Below are 26,376 nucleotides of genomic sequence, written 5' to 3' on the forward strand. Positions count from 1 at the left end.
AATCAACCCATACCATTAACGGGCGGTTTGTTGAGTGACGGAAAAATGGGTATTTTGATAAAAAAAATGTCAATTTTGCAATTGTACACATCAATTTGACAAAATGAATATCAGGCATCAACAGTTACTGGAAAGAATTACAATCATTCCCGGGTTAATGAGTGGCAGACCTACCATCCGGGGTATGCGTTTTCCGGTGGGTGATATTTTGGAAATGCTGGCTGATGGCATGACAGAAGATGAAATCATTGAACAACACCCGATTTTGGAAAAAGAGGATATATTTGCTGCATTACTTTTTGCGTCTGTAAAAATGAAAAATACAATCGTAATTCATGCAGCCTGAATGGGAGATCTGGATTGATGTCAATATTTCGCCAGCCATTGCCAAATGGATCAGGGATGAAACAGGGATTCAGACGAAGTCAGCATATACACTTGAACTGTACACCTTACCTGATATCGAAATTTATCGGAAAGCGAAGGAATATGGCAATGTAATACTGATATCGAAAGACGCGGATTTCCCGGAGTTGATCAGCAAACAGGGGGCCCCGCCCAAACTGATCAATATCAAAATAGGTAATTGTAATAACCAGACCTTGTGGGAGCTCTTAAAACCGCATATCAACAAGGCTATAAATTTGCTTATTACTGACAATATTGATATCGTTGAAATAGATTCAGTCACCCGATAAAACAAAAGGCCGGCCCCAAAGCCAGCCTTTTTTGTTTTTCACAGTCATAGCCCCGTTAATAATAATCCGTATCATACGGCATCAACGCATTCGTAATTTCATACAGGTAACTATCCCCGATCTGATGCACCCGCTGCACCTTGTACAGCGGCGTCAGCGGCCCCCAGAAAGAAAGCTGCTGTATATACCAGTCATCTCCCTGCTTTTCCAGCTGCACATGGTTCTTTTTATCCGGCGTGGTCCAGGAATCATTCGGAAAAACGAGCTTCTGGTTCAGCGCGGTGGCATGCTGACCGGGAGTTAGCTGCTCCGGACTGAATGAAGCGCCCGGCAACAGGGAGGCCAGCGGAAAATTGACGTATTGGTAAGTTGCAAGGCGTACCCGCTTGTCCAGCAGATCATACGCAGTTAAAAGTCCTTCCGCCCGCCAGCCGTCGTTCACCGGCAGGAAAACAGCGCAGGGCTTTGTACCGTCCAGGTATTGCAGGAGGGTGTCGTAGATCGGTTCAGCTTTTACACCACCGTAATTGAACACCGCATGCATGTAGGAATAGGCAGGGTCCTGTTCCAGCCACTCCAGTATATTAGCTACATCGTATTGCACCTGCCTGACCGGAAAGCTGTCCGCGCTGCTATACATGGGCCCTTTGTAGGTACGCCATTGCACGCGATTGGATACCGCTCCTTCCGGCACGATCAGCTTCAGGGTATCGCTGCCGTTATAAGAAACAAGTTTCGCCGGTTTGTGGTCCAGCATCACCAGGTTATCCGTCAACACATCTGAAAAATTTTTCACGATCATCGCCACGGTGTCTCCGGGATAAGCGTATAAAGGCCAGTAACGAAGGACGGAAGGAGTAGGCGCCACGGATAGTTCCGGGCCATAAATGCTTATATAATCTTTTCCGAGGCTGATGGAAATCATCAGCCGGCCGCTATGTGTGTTAATAGGAATAACGGCGCGCAGGCTGTCTTTATGAACGTGCACGACTTCTGCGGAGCGGCCGCTGATCGCTACTTCTGTTTGCATGGATGCCTGCTGCAGACCGGAACCATATATGCTGATCGTGTCGCCGGCCTGTACAAAGTTCCGGCTGATGCCGGTGATCACTGGCGGGGTGATAATGTTGCCTGGTGCCGGTTCGCGCTCGCGCTTGCAGGACGAGGCCAGCGCCAGCAATACGCAGCAAATGAACGGTATGTTATAAGTTTTATTCGCTTTCATATTTTACTGATTGATGATGGCGGACAGGTTGATGGTTTTATTCGGATTGCCGTCTGCCGGCTGCATATAGCCGCGCAGAACAAAAGTGTATGTCCGGCCGCCAAGCATGGAAAATGATTTGCGGACGAGCGTTTTTTCTTCGCCGTTGTCATTATAACGGATGCGGAAGCCCGGCTTCGGGTTGGGCGCGATCTTCACAAACGGCGTGATCTGCCTGTAGGTTACGGAATCGATCTCCGGCACGCCGGTGGTATCTATCACCATACTCACCTTCGGCGCATCCGGCGCCAGGTGCACCAGCCGGATGTAAGCTATGGACGAATCGCGCGCCACCTCATCATCAGATACGATGGTTTCAAAATATCCGAGGCTGTCCGCGAGATAGATCGTCTGATGCCTGCCCGGCTGCAAATCGATCTCCGCATCCGTAATCTTGTCGCGCACATCGGCGGTATCGGAGAAGGATATACGATAAGTACCGGGGCGGAACAGCTGGTAGGATGCGTAGTTGAGCGCGCCGATCAGTTCGGTGGCGGCGCTGTTGTACGTAAGGCTCAGCATGCTGTCGTTATTGAGGGAAACATAGTTCCAGCGGTTGTAAAAGTCAGCGCTGCCATTGTAGAACATGGCATGCGCAATGGGCTGTGTTGCCGGCAGTTCCGCCTCCCGCGTGCAGGCCGTGATCAGCAACATGCCGGTTATCCATCTTTTCATATCGATTTGATTAAAGGTTACCGTTCTATTGTAATTTTTTTGATCTGGACGCCATACTGGCCGTCTACCACGTACAGGCTCCCAAACTGGTCGAAAACGATCCGCCGTGCATATACAAACGCGGCGTTGTTGCCGGGCTGCGGCTGTAAAACGGACGCTTCGTCCCGCGGGCCGCCGCCGGCGAGATAAGTCACCGTTTCCTGCTGAAGGTCCATTTTATAGATCATGCCCTGCTCTCCCAGGGGAAAGAAGTTGGTGATCAGCAGATTGCCGTCGTAGTCCACATCAAAGGAAGACACGCCGGACAGCTCCACTTCCTTGAAAGTGCCGCTGTACACAAAACTCCGGGAACCGGCAGGCTGACCGATGATGGTGGATACTTCTTTTGTATCGGGATTGATCTCGCGGATGTTCTCCTGGTATTCCCAGCCCGGCTCTTCCAGCACGTACAGTTTGCCGTTACCCGCCATTACGATCTTCATAGCGCCGTAGAAACGCGCTTCATCGCCAAAGCCGTCCGTGTGTTCTTCTACCGGGAGGAAGAACGTTTCATTGGTCATATTACCCGTACGGTAGTCGATCGTTTCGTAGGCGAAGGAATCCACTTTGCCAAACAAGGTGCTGACCATGCCGTCCGTAGACACTTTGCGGATGAGGGCCCGCTTGTCTATGAAATAGAGGTTTCCGGCGGGATCAAAGGTCATGCTGGACGGTTCACTGAGCAGCGCATTTTCCCTGCCATCGCGTATGCCTTCGTAGTTGTTGCCGGTCCTCGTTTTCCCGCCGGCTAGGTGCTCGATGTTGCCGGTGGCGGGGTCCAGCCGGATGATCTCGGGCCTGTCCTGCCGGTGGCGCTGACCGTCGTAGCTGTCATACCATACGCCTGTCATCACCCCGAGATAAAGCTTGCCATCCGGACCGCGTTTCATGGAAAGCACGCGGCCCAGGTCGCGTTGCCGGCCCACTGTAGCGTCGATGTCGTCCCCTCCGCCCGCAAGTGTTGTTATAACGCTGTCTTTCAGCTGGCGCACCACGTAATAAGGTTCGTTCGTAGAAGAATTTGTATACCATTCCAGCATATAGAAGACCTTGTTGGCCGCATCGTACGAAATGTCTTCCAGCTGCCCGACGCCGGCGGTGGCTAAGGGGCCGTCCACCGGCTGCTCACTGTCTTTTACGATGATGTAAGGTTCCACGATCACCTTTCCGGGATAGAGAATATCCGGCTTGGAGATAAACAGCTCCATGGGCGTCCGTTTCACCCCATTCGCCGTAAAGTACACGTTGGTAGGGCCGAGTGTAGCGCCTTCGGGCACCAGGAACGTAAATACCTCCATGGGCAGCAGCACGGAATCGCCCGCGTTGTAATTGGGCACTTTCACCATCCTGCTTTCGCGGTTAAGCGGCTCCACGGCTACGTTACCCACATAAAATTGCAGCGCCGCATCCGGCACACCGATCTTGGCAAACACTTCGATCTCTTCCGCGATCTTCGCCACCGGGCCGCCGCCAGCCTTCCTTCCTACGAACACCACGCCGGAATCCGTTTCCCTGATCCCGAGTTCTTCATCGAACTTCTTACAGGAAAAAAGCGAAAGGCCGAGTAATAGTATAAATATGTGTTTCATACGCAACGTTTTTTTCATCAGAAAATAAAATTCAGCGCGAGGGAGTAATACGGGCGCTGATAGTAGCGCCGGCTGATCACATCGCCGGAATTGACGGTCTGGCCGTCTTTTACACTTGTTTGTTCGGGTGTGTATTTATAATCGCGGTTATAGTCTTCGTACAGCGTCATGGGCGCATTCAACAGGTTTTGCGCGCCGGCCTTGATGCTGAGGTATTTGTTCACGCGCTGGCTCCAGGTAAGGTCCAGCATATCGCGGCCTTTCTCCATGATGTCCGGGAATCCGGAATTGATGTCACCGGGCGTGTATTCACTGGTGCCGATCGCATAGATCTGGTCACCGCTGCGGTGATAAACGATGGCTACTTTTGTTCCGGTCTGCGGGCGTTCGTAATTCAGGGAAGCGTTCAGCAGGTAGGGCACCTGGCCTTGCAGCGGCCGTTCCCGCGGCGCCTGGTGACCGTAGTAGATCAACGCCGGTGTTTTCACCTCGCTGTGCAGGATCGCGCCGTTGAGGATCAAGGAGAGGTCGCGGAAGACATTGCCGGAAAGAAAAGCCAGTCCTTTGCGTATCTCCGCTTCCAGCCCGTACACCTTAGCGGCCCCGGTATTGGCGTAGTAGAAAGTATTGAAAGCGGATTCAAAAGTGCGTTCCCTTCCCCAGATCAGCTCTATCGGACGGTCCAGCGTCTTGTAAAAAAATCCGAGGTTGAACATTTCGTTGCGGAGCATGCTGCGGGGATACCACTCGAAGCGTACATCGTAATTATGGATGTTCACGGTGGAGAGGTTGGGGTTGCCGTAATAGTGCTCATATTTGATGTAATCGAAGTAATCCATCGGCGCCGCTTCCCGGAATTCGGGACGGTTCAGCGTTTTGCCATATCCCGCGCGGATAATGATGGTACTGTCCGGCCGGTAACTCGCATTCACGGAAGGCAGCACGGAAGTTACCGGCTTGCTGATCACCAGCGGGTAGCTGGCCTGGCCGGTTTGCAGGGAACCCAGGATGCGGAACAGGTTATGTTCTACCCGCACGCCGCCGAATACGTTCAGTTTGTTCTCCAATGCCAGCAGATCAAGGCTGATATATCCCGCCGTATTCCGGTTTTCCGCGAAATACTGATCGTTCGGAACGGTGGCTTCGCGCCAGCGAAGGCCGGTGCCGTCCGCACGGAAAATGCCGGTATCCAGCCGCGCCGGTATCTGCCATTCCTCCGCGCCGGTGCCGCCGCCTTCTTCTTCATTCGGAATGATGATATTCGGGTCGTACGCATGTACGCCATTGGCTAAACGAAAAGTGCGGGTGGAAAGATAGCGCTGGCGTGTTTCGTGAAAAACACCGGCTTTCAGGTTAAAAAAGGAAGCAAACCGGTGCTCCGCATCGGCGTTGGCCTGCCAGGCTTTTTCTTTTACGTCGATGAAATAGCGGGATACGGGATAAATAAGATCGCGGCTGCCGTGTATCCAGGGCGCGTCCGGGTTGTCTTCCGTCAGGGAAACTTCCGGATCTCTCTGACGGCTGTAGCCCAGCTCGCGCAGGTCGGGGTCTTTGCGGTGAATGGAGGAAAAGCCGATGTTGGTGAATATTTTCGTCCGCTCCGCCGGTCCGAAATGCAGATAGCTGCCCAGCTGGCCGGAATACAGGAAGCTGCTCAGGAAGTACAGCCCCACGCGGCGCTGGTCCAGGTGCTCGAAACCGTCCTTCACCTTGTAGTCGTTCAACGCAATGCGCTGGCCCTGCTGGTTGATGAACTGCTTCAGCTCCAGCTTTACGTGATCGCCGAGTTGAATATTATTGTTCTGGATGAGGGAAAGACGCGCGGCATGTATGCCCTGGCGGATGACGCCTTCGTACGAGCGGTTGCTTTTGTAAAGGGATTGCTGCTCCGTTTCCCGGGCCTCATGCGTGTTGGTATAGGAAAAAGAGCTGAGGTTGTTGAGCTGGTAGGCGCCGAGTTTCCAGGAATCGTAATAGTTGATCGTAAGCCGTTTATCCAGATCGAAATACCGGGCGTTCGTGAGATAGTTGTTGGCGAACTGCTTCGAGTATTTCGCATTCACGTCGGGGCCCATCAGGTTAAAATCCACCGGGCTCGGCATGCCTTTGGGCAGGCTGCGCACGCCGTCATCCAATCCCAGGAAATCCGTTTTGCTACCCGCATAGGAAGATATGTCCGAGAAGCTGGAACCGGGACGGTATTGCGCGGAGAGCTGCACATCTATCTGGCGGGTGAGCATGCTTTTCTTGGTATTGATCTTTATCAGGCCGCCGGCAAACTCGCCCGGCAGATCGGGAGAGGGGGATTTGTAGATCATGATCTTGTCGATCGTATTGCTGCTGACAAGATCGAACGAGAAGGCCCGGCTGTCCAGCTCCGTGGCCGGCGCCAGGTTATCGTTCAGAAAGGTCATGTTATACCGTTTACTCAGACCGCGCACTACAATAAAGCGGTCATCGGAAACATTGACGCCGGGAATGCGCTTCACTACTTCCGCCGCGTCGCGGTCCATGCTGCGGGTAATCTGTTCGTTGGAAATGCCGGATATCACTGTCCGCGCCGTATACAGCTCATTGATCAGCTGTTCGTCCGTAGTGTTGACCACTTTTTTCCGGGCAATGCCTTTCACTTCCACCTGTTTCAGGTTGTTGCTGGCCTGGAGCTTGAAGCTGGCGGTAATTGTTTTGTTGGCGGTGACCACCAGTCCGTTCAACCGGCCGCTTTTATAGCCGATATAAGAAAAGAGGATATTGTACTTCCCTTCCGGCACTCTTTCAAACAGGAAGTCGCCTTTCTCATTGGTGACCATGGCGATGGCGGTGCCTTCCAGGCGGACGGTAGCACCGGGCAGCGGGTCTGCGTTCTCGAAGTCCACAATGCGCCCGCTGATCTTCCCGTACTGCACCGGTTGCGGCGGCGGCACCGCTGCCAGGATGATATTGGCGCCGGACACGGAATATGCGATGCGGTGCGCATGCAGCAGGTCGTTGAGAATGAACCAGAAGTCCCGGCCCTTGAAGTTTTTGCCGGTGATAACGATGTTCCGCACGAGCGGCGGTTCATACACAAAGTTGTATCCGCTGGCCTTTTCCAGCTTCACCAGCACGCTGCTCAATGCCTCCTGCTGTATGACCAGGTCCATTTTTTGCCGGCCGGCAGCGAAAACCGGCACTTGCATGCAGACAATGAGGAATGTTACCCAGAAGTTTTTGTACATAAGTATGTTTTAGAATGATGAATGGCACGGGACGGCCCTTACATGAAGACATGCTGTTTCATGATGTGATGGATAGGCCGTTGTACCAGGTCTGTTTAATGCATATTGCGGTAACTAAACCACAGGGTGTTGTTTTGAATGGTGAATTGAAGGTTCCTGTTCATGCAGAGCACTTCCGCAATGGCCGCCAGGCTTGCGCGCCGCTCGAAGGAGGCGGTGTACAGCTCCTGCGCGATCTCCGGCTGGCGGAAGCGTATCAGCGTATCAAAGCGGTTTTCGAGGGATGCGGCGATCTGCGCCAGGGTATTTTCCCGGAAGCGCATCTTGCCGTGCCGCCAGTCTGCCAGGCTTTCCGCGTCTACCGCGCTGCTGGTCATGGTATGACGGTGCAGATCGTATTGCACCTGCTGGTTCCGCAGGAGCGTGGCGCTGTCCAGCTGCGATGCTACGCCCACCTTTCCTTCCAGCACAGTGATGGTCATATTGCTGCTGTTCGTGTAAGCATTTACGTTAAATACCGTTCCGAGCACGGTGGTCTTCAGCCGGCCTGTTTGCACGGTAAAAGGCCGGGAAGCATCCGGTTGTACGTGGAAAACGGCTTCTCCGCTGAGGCGGACGTTCCGGCGCGGCGACCGCTCCATGTCGTGCGGATAGATCAGTGTGCTGTTGTCGTTCAGCACTACTGTGCTGTTGTCCGGCAGGGATATTCTCTTTTGTTCTCCTTTGCGGGTGCGGAGCGTATCGTATGTTTCCACAGCCGCCAGATGCGTGGCCTGCCGGTTGCCCGTGAACATCCAGTACGCCGCGCCTGCGGCCAGCAAGCCGGCGACGCAGGCGGCGGCGGTGCGGATCATGCGGGGGTATAGGGATCTCCGTTTGAGCGGTATGTATATGGCGTCCTGCTGCGGGGCGGTGTTGCCGAGCAACTGTTCGAATGCGCGCCAGTTCTCCGGCGCCTGTGTGTCTGTCGTGTTCAGGGAATGGAACAGGGACACCGCTTCGTTGAACAGGGCTTGCTGGCCGGGGTGGGCTTGCAGCCATTGTTCCCAGGAATGCTGTGCTGTGGGGTCTGTGCCCAGGCAGTAGGCGCAGAATGAATCGTCCAGTAAAAATTCCGATGCGGTCGAATAAACTTTCATTCGTTTTTGTTTCTCACTGACCAGACAACAGAGCGGCCATAATTTCCCATGGGTTTTGCGCGACTTAACACGCTGTTAATATTGCAACTGTATTTTGGCAGCAAAAACCGCTTTGGATCAGGATATCTGGCATAAGATACGTGCAGGCGACCAGCAGGCGATGGTATCGCTCTATAAAAGCATGTACCAGTACCTGCTGAATATCGGCGGGCGGTATACGGAGGACCAGCACCAGGTCAAAGACCTGATCCAGCAGCTTTTCCTGCATTTATGGGAACAGCATGCGCGGCTGCCCGCAGTGACGCATGTAAAAGCATATGTGGCAAGAGCTTTCAGAAACCGGCTGCTCAACGCGCTGAAACATGCGCCCCGCTACGTGCCGGTAGGCGAAGAAGAAGCGGCGTACGAACCTGCGGAATTATCTTACTTTGAAAAGCTGCTGGGCTACCAGGAAAATGAAGCCCGCCGCGCACGGCTCAGTGCGGCACTGGCGCAGCTGACGCCACGGCAGCTGGAATTGCTGGAAATGCGCTTCTACCTGCAGATGAACTACGAAGAAATGGAATCCGCGCTTGGCATCTCCCGTAAAACTGTTTATAATATCATTTTCAACGCACTGGAAACTCTCCGACGGGAAATGAAATAACCGCTCCGGTAAAAACCGGAACGGCATTCATCTTTATGAAGACAGAATTATTACTCTTCCTTTGCCTGCAAATACCCCATCATACTGACCGCGCTGCCGGACAAAGCGATCTTTGCGGTTGAATCCACGCCCACCGGCTGCCATACGCGCACCTTCGTATCATTTGAAATGTTCAGGGTCGTCTGTCTACCAAAGCGGTAGCCCAGGGTATCTATGGCGCCGCCCCAGCTTATGTCGCAAATCGCATCCGTTTCCAGCTGTAAATTCAGCCGCGGCAGTACTCCTCCGTACATGAGGCACCTGGCCTTTTCCTTCATGTGCACCTTCAAAGGAACGTCTTTCTGCGAAAGCCCGAATACTTCTATCCAGCAATGGTCTCCGGTAACAGAGGCCAGTTCCTGCGCGTAGATCTGCAGGGAATGGTCGTTAAAATATTTGCCTTCCGTCATCCTGTCAACCAGGTAGGATATAAATAAGGTATCACCCTCCTGCCGGACCTTCATGTATCTTTCCTGCATGGCGCTGAGCTCCATCCAGGAGGCCGTGTCTTTCCTGAAGAACAGCCGCAGATTATGGCTTTCGCTAAAGGAACGGCGTGTCCCGTTTTCCGATACCTTCCATAAAGCGCCGTCATATACAATGTGGCGGAATGGTTTCAGGGAACGCTTGTTGCTCTTGCTGACGAAGTCCGCCGCATTCATCCTGATATTCCCTTTTACAAATTCTCCCTTCAGCAAAAAATTATACAACACCAGCGATACCGGCAGGAACACCAGGACCGCGATCAGCAGTTTATTACTCGTTTTCATGTAATTAGCTTTAATAGTTATGCTTTGATTTGACGCTGCTTGTATTTTTCATAGCGTCCTTTCAACTCGTCCAGCTCTATTCCCAGCAGGAACATCCTGCGGAAGAACTGCGGCAGTTCCTCCTGCACGAACTGCTCCTTTCTCATAGCGGTGATCTTCTTTATCGCGTCGGCGCTGACGAAATATCCCATACCCCGTTTTGTATAGATAATGCCCTGCTGCTGCAGGAACTCATACGAACGCATGATGGTATTGGGATTCACCTCCAGGGTAACTGCCAGTTCACGTACCGACGGCACTTTCCCCTCCGGCAGCCAGTGCTGCAGCTGCACCTGGTCGCAGACGAAATCCGCGATCTGGAGATATATGGCCTGTGTATGATTGAATTCCATGTTGGCGGTTTGAATAATGAACGGTTATAGCTGCTGCTCGCGGATCTTCATCCAGGTGACGCACCACAGCAGCACAAGGATCAATGCCGGTATCAGCAGGAAAGGTATCTGAACAGCCGGCCGCAAGGCTACATGATAGTAATGCCCGATGTTGTACATGCCGTCGGCCACTTTTGTATGCGCCTGCAGGTTGATGGAATAGTAGGGAACAGCGCTGTCGAAGTTATATAACGTGTCCCGCTGGTAAAATTCCGCTGTCCTCGATTTGTTTATCATTGTTCTGGCAGATCCGTTGTTCACCAGCACAACCGCAAATACAAGGAGGCATACCGCTACCGCCGATTTAACGAAAACATGCCGGCGAAACCAGATAGCACCGAGCAGGACAAGCGACTGTATGCAGATATTCAGTAAAAATGCGTACAGGGCAGTTGCATTAACGGGCAGATAAAATCCGCTCTCATAGCGATTCCAGTGCAGGTTGATATAATTTACCAACAGGGTACAGGGGATGCAGATCAGTATAAATACGAACGGGTAGAACACGATCGCCAGCAGCAGCGCCACGGCCAGCCGTTCCGCGGCGGAGGCGGGCAGCATCATGGCCATGATGCGATCGTCCGTTCGCGCGAACTGTCTGAAAATGGTGGAGCTGAATACAGCGGAGCTCAATATCAATCCGGTAGCGAAAACAAATTCCTGGGATTCATACCCGAATTCGCTCACGTAGGAAAGAAAGAACATAAATCCAAGCAGGATGCCCGCGATAGATGCGATGCCTAAGAGGTAAAGCTTCCGGTTAACAGCCAGCTGCAATTTGAGCAGGTAACCAAAACGGTTGAACGAAAAATTCATGGTATAATATTTTTATTGTTTGAACAGGGGGAGGATCGATTTTTTTTCCAGCAGCACGGCGTTGAAGAACATCTCCATGTCCAGCCGGGAATGCTCCTGCCGGCGGTTAACGGCTACTACAGCATATCCTTTCAGGGCGCCTTCGGTATAAAGCGGCGCTTCTGTTTCTTCGAGGCTCATCACATGACGGAAGGAGAGCTTTTCGGTGATGCGGGTAACGGGTTCCTGCAGGATGACGTGCGTGCCGTCCATAATGATCACTTCATCGATCAGGCTGTCCAGGTCCTTAACCTGGTGAGTGCTGATGATCATACATTGATCTTCGGCCAGCGAGCCGGCGATCACTTTACGGAACTGGTGTTTGGAGGGGATGTCCAGCCCATTGGTAGGCTCGTCCATCAGCAGCACTTTGGCGCGGGTGGCAATGGCGAAGGCGATCAGCACTTTCTTTTGCTGGCCATGGCTGAGGGCGGAAAGTTGATGGTTACGCGGTATCTCGAATACCTCGAGGTACTGGTGAAAACCGCTGTGGTCGAAAGCGGGATAAAAAGGTGTGAAGAGCTGCAGGTACTGCGCGATATCCATGTCCGGCAGGCGGAAGACTTCCGGCAACAGGTAGATCTGCTGCAGGAAGGAAGGTTCGCGCTTTGAGGGGTCAAAGCCTATTACTTCGGATTTGCCGGATTGCGGGAAGAGCAGGCCGCAGATGTTGTACAGCAGGCTGCTTTTGCCGGCGCCGTTTCGTCCGAGCAGACCGTAAATGCGGCCCGGCCGGAGGGAAAGCGACACATCGTCCAGCACAGGGCGGCCCTTGCGGTAGGAAAAATGCAGGTGTTGAAGGGATATCATAATCTTTATTTTTCTGATTGATATAGTGTACTAGTTAAATAGTACACTACAAATGTAAATCGATCTTTTGAATTTCCAAATTTTCCTTTCGAAGAATGATTTGGCTTGACATCTTTCGTTTCTGGTAGGATATTCGCAAAATCAACGGCGGATCAAGTCCACCTCATGTCCACGTTACGTCCACCTGACCCGGCCCGTTCCTTCGGTGTTCATGGCCGGTTCCCGGCTATTTCCCGCACCTGTTTCCTTAAAAAGATAAAATACTATCGACTCTCTCATTATTCAATACGCATTTTAATGGCAGGATTCGTGCATTTAATATTACAGCAGGCCGGAATAAGGCTGTACATTTATCGGTTCAATGATGTGTGATATGTTCAAAGGGATATGGTTTTGCAGCCTGATATTATGGATGATGCCGGTTTCCGGCCAGACGCAGCGTATTTATATTTCTCCTTCGGGGAATGACAGCAATCCCGGCACAAAGGAAGCGCCGGTAGCTACACTGCACCATGCGCAGCAGATGTGGCGGAAGCTGGACGGAACCGTGCAGGTAGTGCTCCGGGGCGGTACTTACTACCTGGACAGCACGCTGCTGCTGACGCCGGAAGACAATGCGGACATGAATACTTTTCTTTTCATCATGGGATATCCCGGCGAGGAAGTGGTGCTCAGCGGCGCAAAGCCCCTGAAAACATCCTGGGAGCCCTGGCAGCGGGGCGTCTACCGCACCGCCGTGCCCGCTTCCGTTCCGTCGATGGACCGTTTGTTCATCAACGGTGAGCAACAGATACTGGCACGTTATCCCAACTATGATTCCAGCGCCCGCTTTTATCACGGCACAGCGGAAGACGCCCTCTCTCCTGCCCGCGTCAAAACGTGGAAACAGCCCGTGGGCGCTATCGTACATGCGTTGCACCGCGCGGAATGGGGCGGTTATCATTACCGCATCACCGGGGTGGATGAAAAAGGCGCTCCGGTACTGGAAGGCGGCTGGCAGAATAACCGCCAGATGGGCCTGCATCCGCAATACCGCTTTGTGGAAAATGTAATAGAAGAACTGGATGCGCCGCGGGAATGGTATTTCGACAGTGCCGCGCACCAGCTGTACTATATGCCGCCCACAGGCGGTGAATTGCCCGAAAACGTGTCTTACGCCGTGCTGAAAGAACTGATCGTTATCAAAGGATCGCATCAGCGGCCGGTAAAGCAGGTCATTCTCAACAACATCATCTTCACCGGCACTGCCCGTACCTTCATGCTTACAAAAGAGCCGTTGCTGCGCAGCGACTGGACCATCTACCGCGGCGGCGCCCTGCTGATCGAAGGCGCGGAATACTGTTACATCGGCAATTGCAAGTTCGATGAAGTGGGCGGTAACGCCATCTTCCTGAATAACTATAACCGGTATGTGAATGTGGACAGCTGCCACATTTACAAAGCCGGCGCCAGCGGCATTGCCGTTGTTGGCAGTCCGGATGCTGTGCGCTCTCCCGCTTTTGAATACAATCAGTTTGTTCCCTACACAAAAATGGACCGCACACCGGGCCCGCAGAGCGAGAACTACCCGCATTATTGCGACATAAAGGACAATCTCATCCAGTACACCGGCGAAGTGGAAAAGCAGTCCGCCGGCGTACAGATCTCCATGTCGTCCAACATCACCATCTCGCACAACACTATTCACAACGTTCCGCGTGCAGGCATCAATGTGAGTGAAGGCACCTGGGGCGGGCACATTATCGAGTACAACGACGTTTACAATACCGTACTGGAAACCGGCGACCACGGCGCTTTCAACTCCTGGGGCCGCGACCGCTTCTGGCACCCCGACCGCCGGGTGATGGACAGCGCCACCACGGCGGATATCAGTCTTGTCACCCTCGATGCCCGCGACATCACGGTCATCCACCACAACCGCTTCCGCTGCGATCATGGCTGGGATATTGACCTGGACGACGGTTCCTCGAACTACCGCATTTACAACAACGTTTGTCTTAATGGCGGGTTGAAGCTGCGGGAAGGATTTTTCAGAACGGTGGAGAACAATATCATCATCAATAATTCTTTCCACCCGCATGTGTGGTTTTCCAATAGCGGCGATGTGTTCCGTTACAATATCGTTACGTCCGCATACAAACCGATCGGCATTCAAACATGGGGCAAGGAAGTCGATTATAACTTCTTCCCCGACAAATCTTCGCTGAAAGCTGCGCAGGCGAACGGCACCGATGTGCATTCCACTTACGGCGACCCGCAATTCATGGATTTCGCCGCAGGTGACTACCGGGTAAAACCCGGCAGCAAAGTGCTCTCCACCGGCTTCACGAACTTCCCGATGGACCAGTTCGGCGTACGTATCCCGAGGCTGAAAGCCCTGGCCGCTCCTGTTCCTTTACCGGCGGAGCTGTACGCACAGCAGACCGCTGGCAAGGCTTCCCTCACCTGGAAAGGCGCCACGGTAAAGAATATAGAAGGATTAGGCGAGCGCTCGGCCACCGGCCTGCCGGATGAATCAGGCGCATATTTCGTTAAAGTGCCGGCAGGAAGCGAGGCGTACAAGGCCGGTTTCAGAACGGGCGATGTGGTGATTGCGGTGGAAGGGGAGAAGATCAGGGATACGGCGGATTTTATGTCGAAATTCCAGGAGCATGCCTGGAAGCAAAGCATGCAGATGACGGTGTTCCGCAACCAGCGGGCGATGGAGCTGAAGGTGGCGAAGTGAAAACATCCCGATGGAGTTGAATGTTCGACTGAACTTTCAAAATAAGCGAAGGCTGCGCCAGATGGTGCAGCCTTCATTTATATCGTCATTCTCCAATGAATTACATTTCCGGGTACAGCGGGAACTGCTTCATAAACTCGTTCACTTCTCCGCGCACTTTCGTGATCAGCCCTTCATTATCTGAATCCAGTAACAGCTTGTCGATCCAGTCCACGATCTGCGGCATATGATCTTCCTTCATTCCGCGGGTGGTCACTGCTGGCACGCCTATACGGATACCGGAGGTGATGAAGGGGGATTTATCATCGAACGGCACCATGTTCTTGTTCACGGTAACGTCTGCTTTTACGAGTACCTGTTCCGCTTTCTTGCCGCTGATGTTTTTATTGCGCAGGTCGATCAGCATCAGGTGGTTATCGGTACCGCCGGAAACGATCTGGTAGCCTTTCTCCACGAAAGCGCGGGCCATGGCCTGTGCGTTGCGGATGACCTGGCGGGCGTACACGTCATAATCGTCGGACAATACTTCAAAGAAGGATACAGCCTTTGCAGCGATCACATGTTCGAGGGGGCCGCCCTGGATGCCGGGGAATACCGCCATATCCAGCAGGGAGCTCATCATGCGCACTTCGCCTTTCGGGGTTTTGAGGCCGAAAGGATTTTCAAAGTCTTTCCCCATGAGGATCAGACCTCCGCGGGGACCACGCAATGTTTTATGGGTAGTAGTGGTAACGAAATGACAGTGTTCAAAAGGAGAGTTCAGCAGCCCCTTTGCAATGAGGCCCGCCGGATGCGCGATGTCCGCCATTACGAAAGCGCCTACTTTATCAGCGATCTCGCGGATGCGCTTGTAATCCCAGTCACGGCTGTAAGCAGAAGCCCCGCAGATGATCACCTTGGGTTTTTCCGCCAATGCCCTTTCTTCCATTACATCGTATTCAACCAGACCGGTTTCTTTATTCACGCCGTAAAAGAAAGGCTGGTACAGCTTCCCGGAGAAATTCACGGCGGAGCCGTGGGTAAGGTGCCCGCCCATGCTGAGGTCCAGCCCCAGGATCTTGTCACCAGGCTGCAGAATGGCCAGCAATACGGCGGCATTGGCCTGTGCGCCGGAGTGCGGCTGCACGTTGGCGTATTCAGCGCCGAACATCTCCTTGGCGCGGTCAATCGCCAGCTGTTCGCTAAGGTCTACCACCTCGCAACCGCCGTAGTAGCGGCGTCCGGGATAACCTTCCGCGTATTTATTGGTCATAACGTTACCCATGGCCTGCATTACCTGCAAGCTGGTAAAGTTCTCCGAAGCTATCAGCTCAATGCCATGGCGCTGTCTTTCCAGTTCCTGGCCGATAATATCGAATATCTGCTGGTCTCTTTGCATGGTGAAGGAAAATTTAAGACGCAAAATTAATCATCTTCTGATTAATTAAGAATTTGGAATTGATGAAAAGAGCAATTTGGAAAAATGATGATAATTTATATATGTAATGCTGGTATTGCTTTAAGGGATGGCTTTTATCAAATCTTGTTATAAATTGTGTATCACTTTTAAAGGATGATACGATGAAAGCATTTTTGGGAACAGGGCTGCTGGGCGCCAATTTCACAAAAGCCCTGCTGAAAAAAGGTGAACAGGTACAGGTTTGGAACCGTACCGCATTAAAAGCAAAAGCCCTCGAAGCAGAAGGCGCCATTGTGTACGAGCAAATAGCCGATGCCGTAAAAGGCGCCGCGATCGTGCATGTTGCGCTGAAGGACGATGCCTCCGTAGACGAAGTGCTGACTGCTGCCGTCGCCGGCCTGCAGCCCGGCGCCATGATCATAGACCACACCACCACCTCCGCAGAAGGCGCTGTGCGCCGGACAAAAGCGTGGAAAGAACGCGGCTATACCTACCTGCATGCGCCCGTATTCATGGGCCCTCAAAATGCCCTGGAAGGCACCGGTTTTATGATGGTATCCGGCGACCAGGAAGTGATCCGGAAAGCAGAACCCATCCTTTCCCCGATGACCGGCAAACTCATCAACTTCGGACCGGAAGAAGGCAAAGCCGCAGGCATGAAGCTGATCGGCAACCTCTTCCTTGTGACTTTCACCGCCGGCCTCGCCGATACGCTCGCCCTTGCGAAAGCCTTGCATGTTTCCATAGATGATGTGTCCGCACTGTTCGAATCCTGGAACCCAGCCATGGCTTTGCAGGCCCGCCTGAAGAAGATCGGCGGCGGCAACTACGACCAGCCTTCATGGGAACTGGACATGGCGCGTAAAGACACCGGCTTATTCCTGCAAACGGCTGAACAGGCTGGCGTTAAGCTGGCTGTGATCCCCGCGATAGCGGAGGAAATGGACCGGTGGATTGAGATGGGCTTTGGCAAGAAAGACTGGACGGTGATCGGGAAGGGTTCGACGCGTTGATGAAACTCTTATTCCTGGTCCAGAGGAATATTTGTGCAATGGAATGACTCACACATAACTAGAATCAGACACTAGCACAACTATCTATTATTATTGGTAACAGAATTGAATCTTTAACAATCTGACATACTTTTGTAATACTGCCTTGTACTGGGTCAGGCCACCCTTAAAAGACTGGAAGATATAAACGCCAACCCGCCAGAAGCAAAAAAATATGCCTCGGCCACATCGATATAGTGATCCGGGATTTCAAAAACAAAAAAGCTTACGCCAAATAAAAAATGCAGCTCAAACTGCGCTTGATATTTCTTCCCATAAAGAGCTTATTTAAAATTCTTCGGTAAAGGTGATGTTTGGCAATAATACCCCGCTTTCATAAATTACATATTCAAGAGGATTAACAGAAAAAGGGAACTCCTTAGCCTCAAGGTAAATTGAAAAGCCTCCTTCAAAAACATTACTACTGTACCATTTCCAACCTCTATTTTTCATAGCATCAAGCCATGATCCATAATCCCATAAAACCGAAGAATTACTTAATATTTCATTTATATCATACGATTTTATTCTTTCTATAAACCAACCAGGTAATATATCTTCCCATTTCTCATCAGAAGGCCAACTATCACGGTCATATCTCGCAATTTCAGTAACAACTTCTTTAACCCTTAGAAGGTGATAAGAAGGATTATTTGCATTAACCTTAAAATGCAAAACTGAACCTTTAAACAATTCCCCTGCATTATTAAATGCAATCCTTTCTATTTCATCCATAAATCAGTTCATTAGTTTGTGGGCTTGGTAATTATCTCAATTGATTTCTTATCGATGTTTTTTAATAAATCATCAAAATACTCTTTGGGTAGCCCATACTGGTCTACTGCTTTGGTCGGATCAACAATTTGTGGCTTCCCCGGATTTAATCTACCTACATTCTGAGGAACGGCATCTTGCCTTATTTTATCGGCAAATGATTTAGTAATCTTCATTCTCAAAATGACTGCTTCTTCTCCTCTCTTAGCTGCAAACTCTAACGCCCGGCCTTCTTGTCCAATATTAATAAACAACATATCATCACCAGCTATCCCAATATTCTGCCTTGCCTCGTCAACAACGAACCGAGGTTTACTTATTCCCCCCTGTACTCTATACATGTACTCAAACGCTTCTTCTGTGGGAGCTTTAAACACCTTAAATCCAGCACTGAGAATCCTTCCCACTCCCCAAGTAATAGCAAGATCTGCTGCCCCGTCCTTAAACCTTTCTTCCTGTAACTTCTTCCCTTCCGGGCTTTTCGCCGTATTATGCTCAAAAAGGCCTCCTACTTGCGTTAATAGCAACGTTCTTGTAGCCCACCCTTTTGTAAACACTGCATCAAGAGCTATCGCCATCGTTAATGTCACCACAGCGCCTGCTCTTGCTGAATTTACAACCCTCGGAGTTCTTTTCCCTGCCATCAGGTCATCCACCAAGCTTTTATTCATAGCATAAGCTTGACTAGGTGGAGGACCCGGCTCTAGACCATCCAGATCAACAAACTGGATTGGCATGTTACCAGCGAACTGGTACGGTGTATAGAATGGATAGTCATCCCTAAGCGGATCTACTGATAGGAACCGCCCTAAACGTGGGTCATACACCCTAAACCCATAGTCCTGCTGGTTCCCCACCCCCTTCACCTCATTATCATTCTCCTTCCCATTGAACCCATATCGATAACTACTCCCCTCCACCCGCTTATATGTCCTCCCCGGCTGCATCATCCCAAACGGGTAATAATCCTGCGCATTTTCCACTATCGGGTAGAAATCCACCTTTGCCGCATCGCTGATCGTAGACAGTACGTTACCGAGATGATTTGCCAGCTCATAACGGCGATTACCGGGCGAATTCCATGGCGTACTGCTTGTACCTCCAACGATGTTAATATCGGGCATCCACATACCCAGGCGGCTGCTTCCGTAAAGATGCTGCTCCTTCCAGTAAGTCACCGCATCACCGTTCTTATTCCCATAAACTCCCAGCACGTTGCCTTGGGCATCCCGTACGTACCATGTTTTATTTACCGTACTGCCAACTGTTTCCTGCTTGTAAACTCTGTTACCGGCCGGATCATAAGCATATTCCAAAGAACTTCCTGTCTTCGTGATCTTCCTGATCTTCCCATAGACTGTCCATTCAATCTTGGTAATAGACTCTTTAGAATCCCTGATCAGGTTACCGATATTATCATAAAGATAGTTATCATCCACCTGAGTTTCAATATCTGAAGTAATAGCAGGCGTGGAAACATAATCCTTTACATGCCGTAATCTATTGTTAACCAATCTACTGGCTGCATTCCGCGGGTAAAAATAACTCAATGTATCCATCAGCGCACCGTCGGCACTGCTCCGGACATATTTCAGGATATTGCCATTTCCATCGTAGTCGATATTCTCCTTATAATCATTTGTGTATTGTGCCAGGCCCCAACTGGTAGTTGCGGCTGTAAGCGCATGCTGACGCTGTTTGACGAGGCGGTTTAACTGATCATACCGGTAAGTATATCCAACCGGCGTAGTACCCGGTAACTGATATAGCGCAACTGTTGTATGACTGATGTTCCCGTTGTAAAGCGCATGGCCTGTGATATCTTCTGTTTCAGCACCATATTTCAATTGGAATGCCTCGGCTGCGGCATTGACTGGTTTATAGTCGTCACTGAAATAACCTAATGAATAAGCCATTACGTCTTTTCCTACACCATTCGCTCCATCTTGCCCGATTTCGACCGCAGGGTTCAGATGGCTGCCATTGATTCCTTTCAGCCAGCCTTGCAGTGTATAAGCATAATCAATGCCCTGCAGCTTCTCATGTCCTAATTCCACACGCGCCAACGGCCCGTGCAGGTAGTAACGATAGATCGCATCCGTCTTGCCGTTCACGACGGTACTAATATTCCGCCAGTCGGAACTGGCGGTGATACCGGTTCTTGCTTCCACCAGGCGGTTCTCTGCATCATATTTATACTTCTATGTGATTAGGACAAGCCCGGCTCTGGATGAGCAAGACCCTGCTAATGCTTCTTTTTTCAGTATCCACCCCATATTAATCCCCTCCCAAATTCATAATTCGCAACTGATTACGTAATTTGCCCGCAATCTACACCACACCATGAAAGCAATCATACCAGTAGCAGGTGCCGGCACCAAACTACGACCACATACATATACGCAACCGAAGGCGCTGATCCCCCTGGCCGGAAGGACCATCCTGAGCATCATCGTAGACCAGCTGGTGGAAGCCGGCATCCGCGAATTTGTGTTCGTGGTGGGCTACCTCGGCGAAAAGATCCAGCATTATGTACAAAAGAAATACCCGGACCTGACCACGCACTTCGTGCAGCAGAACGCCCGCGAGGGCACCGGGCACGCCATCCTGCTGACCCGGGACGTTGTGCAGAATGACGAAATACTCATCGTGCTCGGCGACACCATCGTGGAGTGTGATTTCAAAGAGGTGATCAGCTCGCCCCACTCCCTGCTCGGGGTAAAGAAAGTGGATGATCCCCGCAACTTCGGCGTGGCGGAGATGAACGACGGCGGCACGATCACCCGCGTTGTGGAAAAACCGCAGATACCGAAATCCAACATGGCGCTGGTAGGCATGTACAAGATCCGCGAAACGGAGCAGCTTTATAAATGCCTCGAAGATAACGTGCAGCAGCAGGTGCGCTCACACGACGAGTTTCAGCTGACCGACGCGCTGGAATGCATGATCGGGCATGGCGTACAGCTCAACGCCTTCAAGGTGAGCAACTGGTTCGACTGCGGCCGGAAAGACACGCTGCTGGAAACCAACGCCACCCTGCTTAAAAAATACAAGCTGGCTACCAACCCGGTGCTGCCTTACGAGAATACCATCATCATTCCGCCCGTGAGTATCGGCGAAGGGTGTAACATCAAGAACAGCATCATCGGGCCGAATGTAGCGATCGGTGATAATACCGTTATCAGCTATTCCATCGTAAAAGATTCCATTATCGGGTCGTTCAGCAACCTGTATGAAGTGGTGCTGAAATCTTCGCTCATCGGCAGTGACGCCAACATCCGGGGGCTGAGCCAGAGCCTCAACATCGGGGACAATACGGAGATCGACCTGGGCTAACCAACAAAGATTATGGCTGCATTCAGCAACAGTATCACCCGTCTATTCAATATTCAATACCCGCTTGTACAGGCCGGCATGGTGTGGGCCAGCGGATGGCGGCTGGCCAGCGCGGTCAGCAATGCGGGCGGGCTGGGACTTATCGGTTCCGGCAGCATGTACCCAGATGTGCTCCGCGAGCATATCCGTGCGTGCAAACAGGCTACCAGTGAGCCTTTTGGGGTAAATGTACCTTTGTTGTACCCGGATATCGATAAACATATACAGATCATTATCGAGGAAGGTGTGCGCATTGTGTTCACTTCCGCGGGCAACCCCAAAACATGGACGCCTTTGCTGAAAGAGAAAGGCATCACCGTGGTGCACGTAGTGTCCAGCGCGAAGTTTGCGCGCAAGAGCCAGGAAGCGGGCGTGGACGCGGTGGTGGCCGAAGGCTTTGAGGCCGGGGGGCACAATGGCCGGGAGGAAACGACTTCTATGGTGCTCATTCCCATGGTAGCGGACGCGGTGGAGATACCGGTGATCGCTGCGGGCGGCATCGGGTCGGGCAGAGCGATGGCCGCGGCTTTTGCATTGGGGGCCGATGGCGTGCAGGTAGGCAGCCGTTTTGTGGCTACGCCGGAAGCATCTTCACATATGAATTTCAAGGAAGCGGTGGTAAGCGCCGGAGAAGGCGATACCATGCTATCACTCAAAAAACTGACGCCGGTGCGCCTGCTGAAGAATGCGTTCTATGACGCGGTGCGGGCGGCGGAACTGCAGGGCGCTTCGCCGGAAGAGCTGGCATTATTGCTGGGGCGTGGCAGGGCGAAGCTGGGCATGTTCGAAGGAAGGCTGGAGGAAGGAGAACTGGAGATCGGACAGGTGAGCGCCATGATAAAGGATATCCAACCGGCTGCTGACATCGTGCAGGAGATATGGGAGGAGTTTAACGAAGTGCGCAGGCAACTGCACAATTTATGATCCTGCCGCTGCAGTGAGTGACACAACGGCGGCACCATCGCTGATCCCGCCGCCGGCCCACCTATCAATTCTTTCTTGACAACCATTTCCCCACTTCCTTCAACGTCACTTTCTTTCCGTACAACAATATCCCCGTCCGGTAGATCTTCGCGGCCAGCCAGGTGGTGCCCATGAAACCGGCCACCAGGAAGATGACTGACAATGCCAGCTGCCAGTAAGGCACCGTGCCCGGCACACCGTAAGGAATGCGCGCCATCATCACCACAGGCGAAGAGAAAGGAATGATGCTGCCCCATACCGCGAGTTGTCCGTTCGGGTTGCGCACCGCGGCGAACATGATAAAAATGGATATGATCACCGGCAGCGTGATGGGGAAGGTGAGGGACTGCGCTTCGTTCGGATCTTCATTCACCAGGCTGCCCACAGCGGCGAACAGCGCGGCATAGAAAAGATATCCGCCGAGAAAATAGAACAGGAAACAGGTGATGATCAGCGGCCAGTTCACGCCTTCCACCACGAAGTTGATCTTGCTCATCGCCTCCGCCATGGCCGCGTTGTTACCTGCACCCTGCGCCGCGGCGGCATTCATGGTATCGGCGCCGACAAACAGCGGCAACAGCATTTGCAGGCCCACGATCAGCACGATCCAGATCAGGAACTGCGTGAGCCCCACGCCCGCGATGCCTACAATTTTTCCCATCATCAGCTGGAACGGCTTTACGCTGGACACCATCACTTCCGCCACGCGGTTCATCTTTTCTTCCATCACGCCGCGCATCACGGTGGTGCCGAACACCAATAGAATAATATATACCAGGAAGGCGGCGCCATATCCCACGGCGTAGGCCAGTCCCGCACTGCCTTTCTTCTCGTCTTTCCCCGCGAGGTTCACGATGTCGATGTCCGCGCGGATGCTTTCGACTTTTGCCTTGTCGATCCCCGCCACTTCCATGCGCTTGTCTTCCAGCACGCCTTCCAGCCGCCGTTCCATATTGGATTTCAGCATCACGTTCATCTGGCCTTTGCTGTAATACACGATGGTACCGGGGCGGTCAATGTCCATCGCCGGGATGTGCAGCAGGCCGGTATAGCCTTGTTCCAGGTAAGTATTTTTGAAGGTATCTATTTTGGCGTCCACAAACTTGTAATGCACGCCGCCGTCATCCGCCAGCTTTCCCTGGAATACCTTGCTGTCGTCTACCACGGCGATCTTCTCATTGTCGCCGGACTGCATCATCAGGATGGGGATGAGGATCATGGCCACGAATAACACGGGCACCAGCAGCGTGACGATCAAAAAGGATTTTTTGCGTACCCTGGTGAGATATTCCCTTTTAATAATGATCCATATTTTGTTCATGCTTCAGCGTTTTTCACCTGCGAAATAAATACCTCGTTGATCGTAGGCAGGATTTCCTCGAAATAGTTCACCTGTATGCCGTGGTGAATGAAATGCGACAGGATGTCGTTCGTTTTGCTGGCTTCGTTCAGCTTCACGGTATAGGCTTTCTCATGCTGCTGCACGATAGTGAAATGCCAGGTGGCCATTTGCGCGGGATTCGGCTGTTCGTCCAGCGCAATGCGGAACAGGTGCTGCTTGAAGTTCTGCTTGATCTCCTTCACCGACCCGTCCAGCACCTTGCGGCCTTTGTTCACCAGCACAATGTGGTCGCAGATCTCTTCCACCTGTTCCATGCGGTGGGTGGAAAAGATGATGGTAGTACCGTTTCGCGCCATTTCGAATATCTCGTCCTGTATCAGTTGCGAGTTGATGGGGTCGAGGCCGGAGAAAGGCTCGTCGAGGATGAGCAGCTTGGGCTGATGCATGATCGTGGAGATGAATTGCACCTTTTGTTGCATGCCTTTGCTCAGCTCTTCCACTTTCTTGTTCACCCAGGAGGCGATTTCGAACTTCGCGAACCAGTGATCGATCTTCGTCTGCGCATCCTGCTTGCCGAGGCCCTTCAACTGCGCCAGGTACATCACCTGCTCCCCTACTTTCATTTTCTTGTAGAGGCCGCGCTCTTCGGGCATGTAACCGATGTGGTGAATGTCTTTATGGGGGTCGAACTTTTTGCCGTCGAAGATGATCTCGCCATCGTCGGGATAAAAGATGCCGGTGATCATTCGCAGCAGGGTGGTCTTTCCTGCGCCGTTGGGGCCTAGCAGTCCGAATATGCTGCCTTTGGGGATGGTGAAGCTGATATCGTCTACCGCCTTATGCGTGGCATAGTGCTTCTTTAGATGTTGCAGTTCCAGTACGTTCATACTGTTAAATTTAATGGATTAGGCGATGGGTGCCAAGGAATATTTGATGGCTTCTGCTACGCGCTCTCCGTCCATGGCCGCGGATACAATACCGCCGGCGTAGCCTGCGCCTTCACCGCAGGGATACAGGCCGGAGACCTGCGGATGCATGAATGTTGCAGTATCTCGCGGAATGCGCACGGGGGACGAGGTGCGGGATTCAGTGGCGACCAGTATCGCCTCGTCCGTATAATATCCCCGGATCTTTTTGCCGAATGCCTTGAAAGCTTCCCGCAGCCTGCTGTGCACGGCTGCCGGCAATACTTCGCGGAGGTCTGTGCTGCGCACGCCGGGGATGTAGGAGCATTCCGGCAGGGTGGCGGACACCTTGCCTTTGACAAAATCCGTCATGCGCTGCGCGGGCGCTACAAATTTGCCGCCACCGGCTGCGAAGGCGTCGCGCTCCACGGTCTGCTGATAGATCATGGCGGCGAGGGCGCCGTGTTGCGCGAAGGGCGCGAAGTCCGTTTCATCTACGGTGACCACCATGCCTGAATTGGCGAAGGGGTTGTTGCGTTTGGACGGCGACCAGCCGTTCACCACCAGCTCGCCGGGCGAAGTGGCGGCCGGCGCAATGATGCCGCCGGGGCACATGCAGAAGGAGAACACACCGCGGCCTTCTACCTGCTCCACAAGGCTGTAGCTCGCCGGCGGCAGGAAGTCGCCACGCAGCGGGCAGTGGTATTGCGCGCTGTCGATCAGTGTTTGCGGATGTTCCACGCGGACGCCGAGTGCAAAAGGTTTTGCTTCTATGAGGATGTGCTGGTCATGCAGCAGTTGAAAGATGTCACGCGCGGAGTGGCCGGTTGCCAGTATGACATGAGAAGCCTCCCATGTTCCGCCACCGGCTGTCTTTATGCCGCGGACATGGCCGTCCTGCAATAGCAGTCCCGTCATCTTCTGCTCAAAGTGCACTTCACCGCCGCTGGCGATGATCTGCTCGCGCATGGCGGTGATGATATGCGGCAGCTTGTTGGTGCCGATGTGGGGATGGGCGTCTGTGAGGATGTTCTCGTCCGCCCCGAATTGCTGAAAGATGTGAAGGATGCGGTTGATGCTGCCCCGTTTGTTGGAGCGGGTGTACAGCTTGCCGTCGGAATACGTGCCGGCGCCGCCTTCACCGAAGCAGTAGTTGGATTCGGGGTTGACGATGCCGGTTTTGTTCAGTGCGGCAAGATCTCTCCGTCTTGCGCGCACGTCCTTCCCGCGTTCCAGCACAATGGGCCGGAGGCCCAGCTCGATCAGCCGCAATGCCGCAAAAAGCCCTGCCGGCCCGGCGCCGATGATGATGACCCGTTGGGCGTTGCTGCTGAGCGGATCATAGCGGAACACCGGGCGTTCCCTTTGGTGGTAAGGCTCGTTGATGAAGACTTCCAGGGTGAGCATATAGTATACCTGCCTGGAGCGCGCGTCTATGGAACGTTTGAGAAGATGGAAGCCGGTGATGGCCGCGGGCTTTACGCCCAGCGCGGCGGCAGCCTGCTTTATAATGGTGCGTTGATGGGCTGCGTCCTGCGGGAGCAGCTTGAGGGAGAGCTGTTGAATCATGTGCGGTTAGGTATTTATCCTAAAACTGGCACAAAGATAAGATATCTGAATGAACAAGGGCCGGCCGTTGCCGGTCAGCGCCGGCTGCAATAACAAAGG

Annotated in this window: 22 protein-coding genes; 7 read left to right on the top strand and 15 right to left on the bottom strand. The window is 52.6% G+C overall.

The window, feature by feature from the left end; all coding sequences use genetic code 11:
- Positions 1-103: 103 nt before the first annotated feature.
- The gene (locus tag CCY01nite_RS03470) at positions 104-346 is read left to right on the top strand and encodes a DUF433 domain-containing protein (RefSeq protein ID WP_146857900.1); all 243 of its coding nucleotides are present in this window, start codon (positions 104-106) and stop codon (positions 344-346) included.
- Positions 336-698: a DUF5615 family PIN-like protein gene (locus CCY01nite_RS03475; RefSeq protein WP_146857901.1), complete on the top strand. Its 363-nt coding sequence runs from the start codon at positions 336-338 to the stop codon at positions 696-698. The genes CCY01nite_RS03470 and CCY01nite_RS03475 overlap by 11 nt, the downstream gene beginning before the upstream one ends.
- A gap of 55 nt (positions 699-753) precedes the next feature.
- On the opposite strand, the gene CCY01nite_RS03480 is transcribed toward CCY01nite_RS03475, so the two are convergent.
- The 5 genes from CCY01nite_RS03480 to CCY01nite_RS03500 form a co-directional block, all read right to left on the bottom strand.
- Positions 754-1,923, bottom strand: a complete 1,170-nt coding sequence (locus CCY01nite_RS03480; protein ID WP_146857902.1) for an IPT/TIG domain-containing protein — start codon at positions 1,921-1,923, stop codon at positions 754-756.
- 3 nt (positions 1,924-1,926) lie between these two features.
- The gene (locus tag CCY01nite_RS03485; RefSeq protein ID WP_146857903.1) at positions 1,927-2,637 is read right to left on the bottom strand and encodes a DUF4397 domain-containing protein; all 711 of its coding nucleotides are present in this window, start codon (positions 2,635-2,637) and stop codon (positions 1,927-1,929) included.
- A gap of 17 nt (positions 2,638-2,654) precedes the next feature.
- Entirely contained in the window at positions 2,655-4,265 is a 1,611-nt protein-coding gene (locus tag CCY01nite_RS03490; RefSeq protein WP_146857904.1) for an NHL repeat-containing protein, read from the bottom strand.
- Between the two features lie 17 nt (positions 4,266-4,282).
- Positions 4,283-7,483, bottom strand: coding sequence for a TonB-dependent receptor domain-containing protein (locus CCY01nite_RS03495; RefSeq protein ID WP_146857905.1), 3,201 nt, complete (start codon positions 7,481-7,483; stop codon positions 4,283-4,285).
- 95 nt (positions 7,484-7,578) lie between these two features.
- Positions 7,579-8,622: a FecR family protein gene (locus CCY01nite_RS03500; RefSeq protein ID WP_146857906.1), complete on the bottom strand. Its 1,044-nt coding sequence runs from the start codon at positions 8,620-8,622 to the stop codon at positions 7,579-7,581.
- A 94-nt stretch (positions 8,623-8,716) separates the two neighbouring features.
- On the opposite strand from CCY01nite_RS03500, the gene CCY01nite_RS03505 reads away from it, so the two are divergent.
- On the top strand, positions 8,717-9,268 hold the full coding sequence (locus tag CCY01nite_RS03505; protein ID WP_186830878.1) for an RNA polymerase sigma factor: 552 nt from the start codon (positions 8,717-8,719) through the stop codon (positions 9,266-9,268).
- A 50-nt stretch (positions 9,269-9,318) separates the two neighbouring features.
- On the opposite strand, the gene CCY01nite_RS03510 is transcribed toward CCY01nite_RS03505, so the two are convergent.
- The 4 genes from CCY01nite_RS03510 to CCY01nite_RS03525 are packed head-to-tail and all read right to left on the bottom strand — an operon-like array spanning position 9,319 to position 12,173.
- Positions 9,319-10,077, bottom strand: a complete 759-nt coding sequence (locus tag CCY01nite_RS03510; RefSeq protein ID WP_146857908.1) for a hypothetical protein — start codon at positions 10,075-10,077, stop codon at positions 9,319-9,321.
- A 17-nt stretch (positions 10,078-10,094) separates the two neighbouring features.
- The gene (locus tag CCY01nite_RS03515; RefSeq protein WP_146857909.1) at positions 10,095-10,469 is read right to left on the bottom strand and encodes a GntR family transcriptional regulator; all 375 of its coding nucleotides are present in this window, start codon (positions 10,467-10,469) and stop codon (positions 10,095-10,097) included.
- A gap of 24 nt (positions 10,470-10,493) precedes the next feature.
- A complete protein-coding gene (locus CCY01nite_RS03520; RefSeq protein ID WP_146857910.1) occupies positions 10,494-11,324 on the bottom strand; it encodes a hypothetical protein in 831 nt (276 codons plus the stop codon).
- A 12-nt stretch (positions 11,325-11,336) separates the two neighbouring features.
- Positions 11,337-12,173, bottom strand: coding sequence for an ABC transporter ATP-binding protein (locus tag CCY01nite_RS03525; protein WP_146857911.1), 837 nt, complete (start codon positions 12,171-12,173; stop codon positions 11,337-11,339).
- Between the two features lie 373 nt (positions 12,174-12,546).
- Between CCY01nite_RS03525 and CCY01nite_RS03530 the strand changes: the two genes are divergently transcribed.
- A complete protein-coding gene (locus CCY01nite_RS03530; protein WP_146857912.1) occupies positions 12,547-14,898 on the top strand; it encodes a PDZ domain-containing protein in 2,352 nt (783 codons plus the stop codon).
- Positions 14,899-14,998: 100 nt separating this feature from the next.
- Here the strand turns inward: CCY01nite_RS03530 and glyA are convergent, their stop codons facing one another.
- On the bottom strand, positions 14,999-16,276 hold the full coding sequence (gene glyA, locus CCY01nite_RS03535; RefSeq protein ID WP_146857913.1) for a serine hydroxymethyltransferase: 1,278 nt from the start codon (positions 16,274-16,276) through the stop codon (positions 14,999-15,001).
- Positions 16,277-16,458: 182 nt separating this feature from the next.
- Between glyA and CCY01nite_RS03540 the strand changes: the two genes are divergently transcribed.
- A complete protein-coding gene (locus CCY01nite_RS03540) occupies positions 16,459-17,310 on the top strand; it encodes an NAD(P)-dependent oxidoreductase (protein WP_146857914.1) in 852 nt (283 codons plus the stop codon).
- Positions 17,311-17,637: 327 nt separating this feature from the next.
- Here CCY01nite_RS03540 and CCY01nite_RS03545 read toward each other — a convergent pair whose 3' ends face one another.
- Both CCY01nite_RS03545 and CCY01nite_RS03550 read right to left on the bottom strand, forming a co-directional pair.
- Complete coding sequence (locus CCY01nite_RS03545; RefSeq protein WP_146857915.1) at positions 17,638-18,084, bottom strand: hypothetical protein; 447 nt, start codon at positions 18,082-18,084, stop codon at positions 17,638-17,640.
- Positions 18,085-18,095: 11 nt separating this feature from the next.
- On the bottom strand, positions 18,096-20,294 hold the full coding sequence (locus tag CCY01nite_RS03550) for an RHS repeat domain-containing protein (protein WP_146857916.1): 2,199 nt from the start codon (positions 20,292-20,294) through the stop codon (positions 18,096-18,098).
- Between the two features lie 172 nt (positions 20,295-20,466).
- Here CCY01nite_RS03550 and CCY01nite_RS03555 point away from each other — a divergent pair, with 172 nt between their 5' ends.
- Complete coding sequence (locus tag CCY01nite_RS03555; RefSeq protein WP_146857917.1) at positions 20,467-21,459, top strand: sugar phosphate nucleotidyltransferase; 993 nt, start codon at positions 20,467-20,469, stop codon at positions 21,457-21,459.
- Positions 21,460-21,471: 12 nt separating this feature from the next.
- Positions 21,472-22,422 (top strand): NAD(P)H-dependent flavin oxidoreductase, encoded by a 951-nt coding sequence (locus CCY01nite_RS03560; RefSeq protein WP_146857918.1) that lies wholly within the window; start codon positions 21,472-21,474, stop codon positions 22,420-22,422.
- A 64-nt stretch (positions 22,423-22,486) separates the two neighbouring features.
- Here the strand turns inward: CCY01nite_RS03560 and CCY01nite_RS03565 are convergent, their stop codons facing one another.
- Genes CCY01nite_RS03565 through CCY01nite_RS03575 form a run of 3 tightly spaced genes read right to left on the bottom strand, consistent with a single transcriptional unit; the run spans position 22,487 to position 26,277 of the window.
- On the bottom strand, positions 22,487-23,782 hold the full coding sequence (locus tag CCY01nite_RS03565; RefSeq protein ID WP_146857919.1) for an ABC transporter permease: 1,296 nt from the start codon (positions 23,780-23,782) through the stop codon (positions 22,487-22,489).
- Positions 23,779-24,690, bottom strand: a complete 912-nt coding sequence (locus tag CCY01nite_RS03570; RefSeq protein WP_146857920.1) for an ABC transporter ATP-binding protein — start codon at positions 24,688-24,690, stop codon at positions 23,779-23,781. The genes CCY01nite_RS03565 and CCY01nite_RS03570 overlap by 4 nt, the downstream gene beginning before the upstream one ends.
- 18 nt (positions 24,691-24,708) lie before the next feature.
- Positions 24,709-26,277 (bottom strand): NAD(P)/FAD-dependent oxidoreductase, encoded by a 1,569-nt coding sequence (locus CCY01nite_RS03575; RefSeq protein ID WP_146857921.1) that lies wholly within the window; start codon positions 26,275-26,277, stop codon positions 24,709-24,711.
- Positions 26,278-26,376: the final 99 nt, after the last annotated feature.

Source organism: Chitinophaga cymbidii (genome assembly GCF_007992715.1).
In the GTDB taxonomy this organism is placed as follows: Bacteria; Bacteroidota; Bacteroidia; order Chitinophagales; family Chitinophagaceae; genus Chitinophaga; species Chitinophaga cymbidii.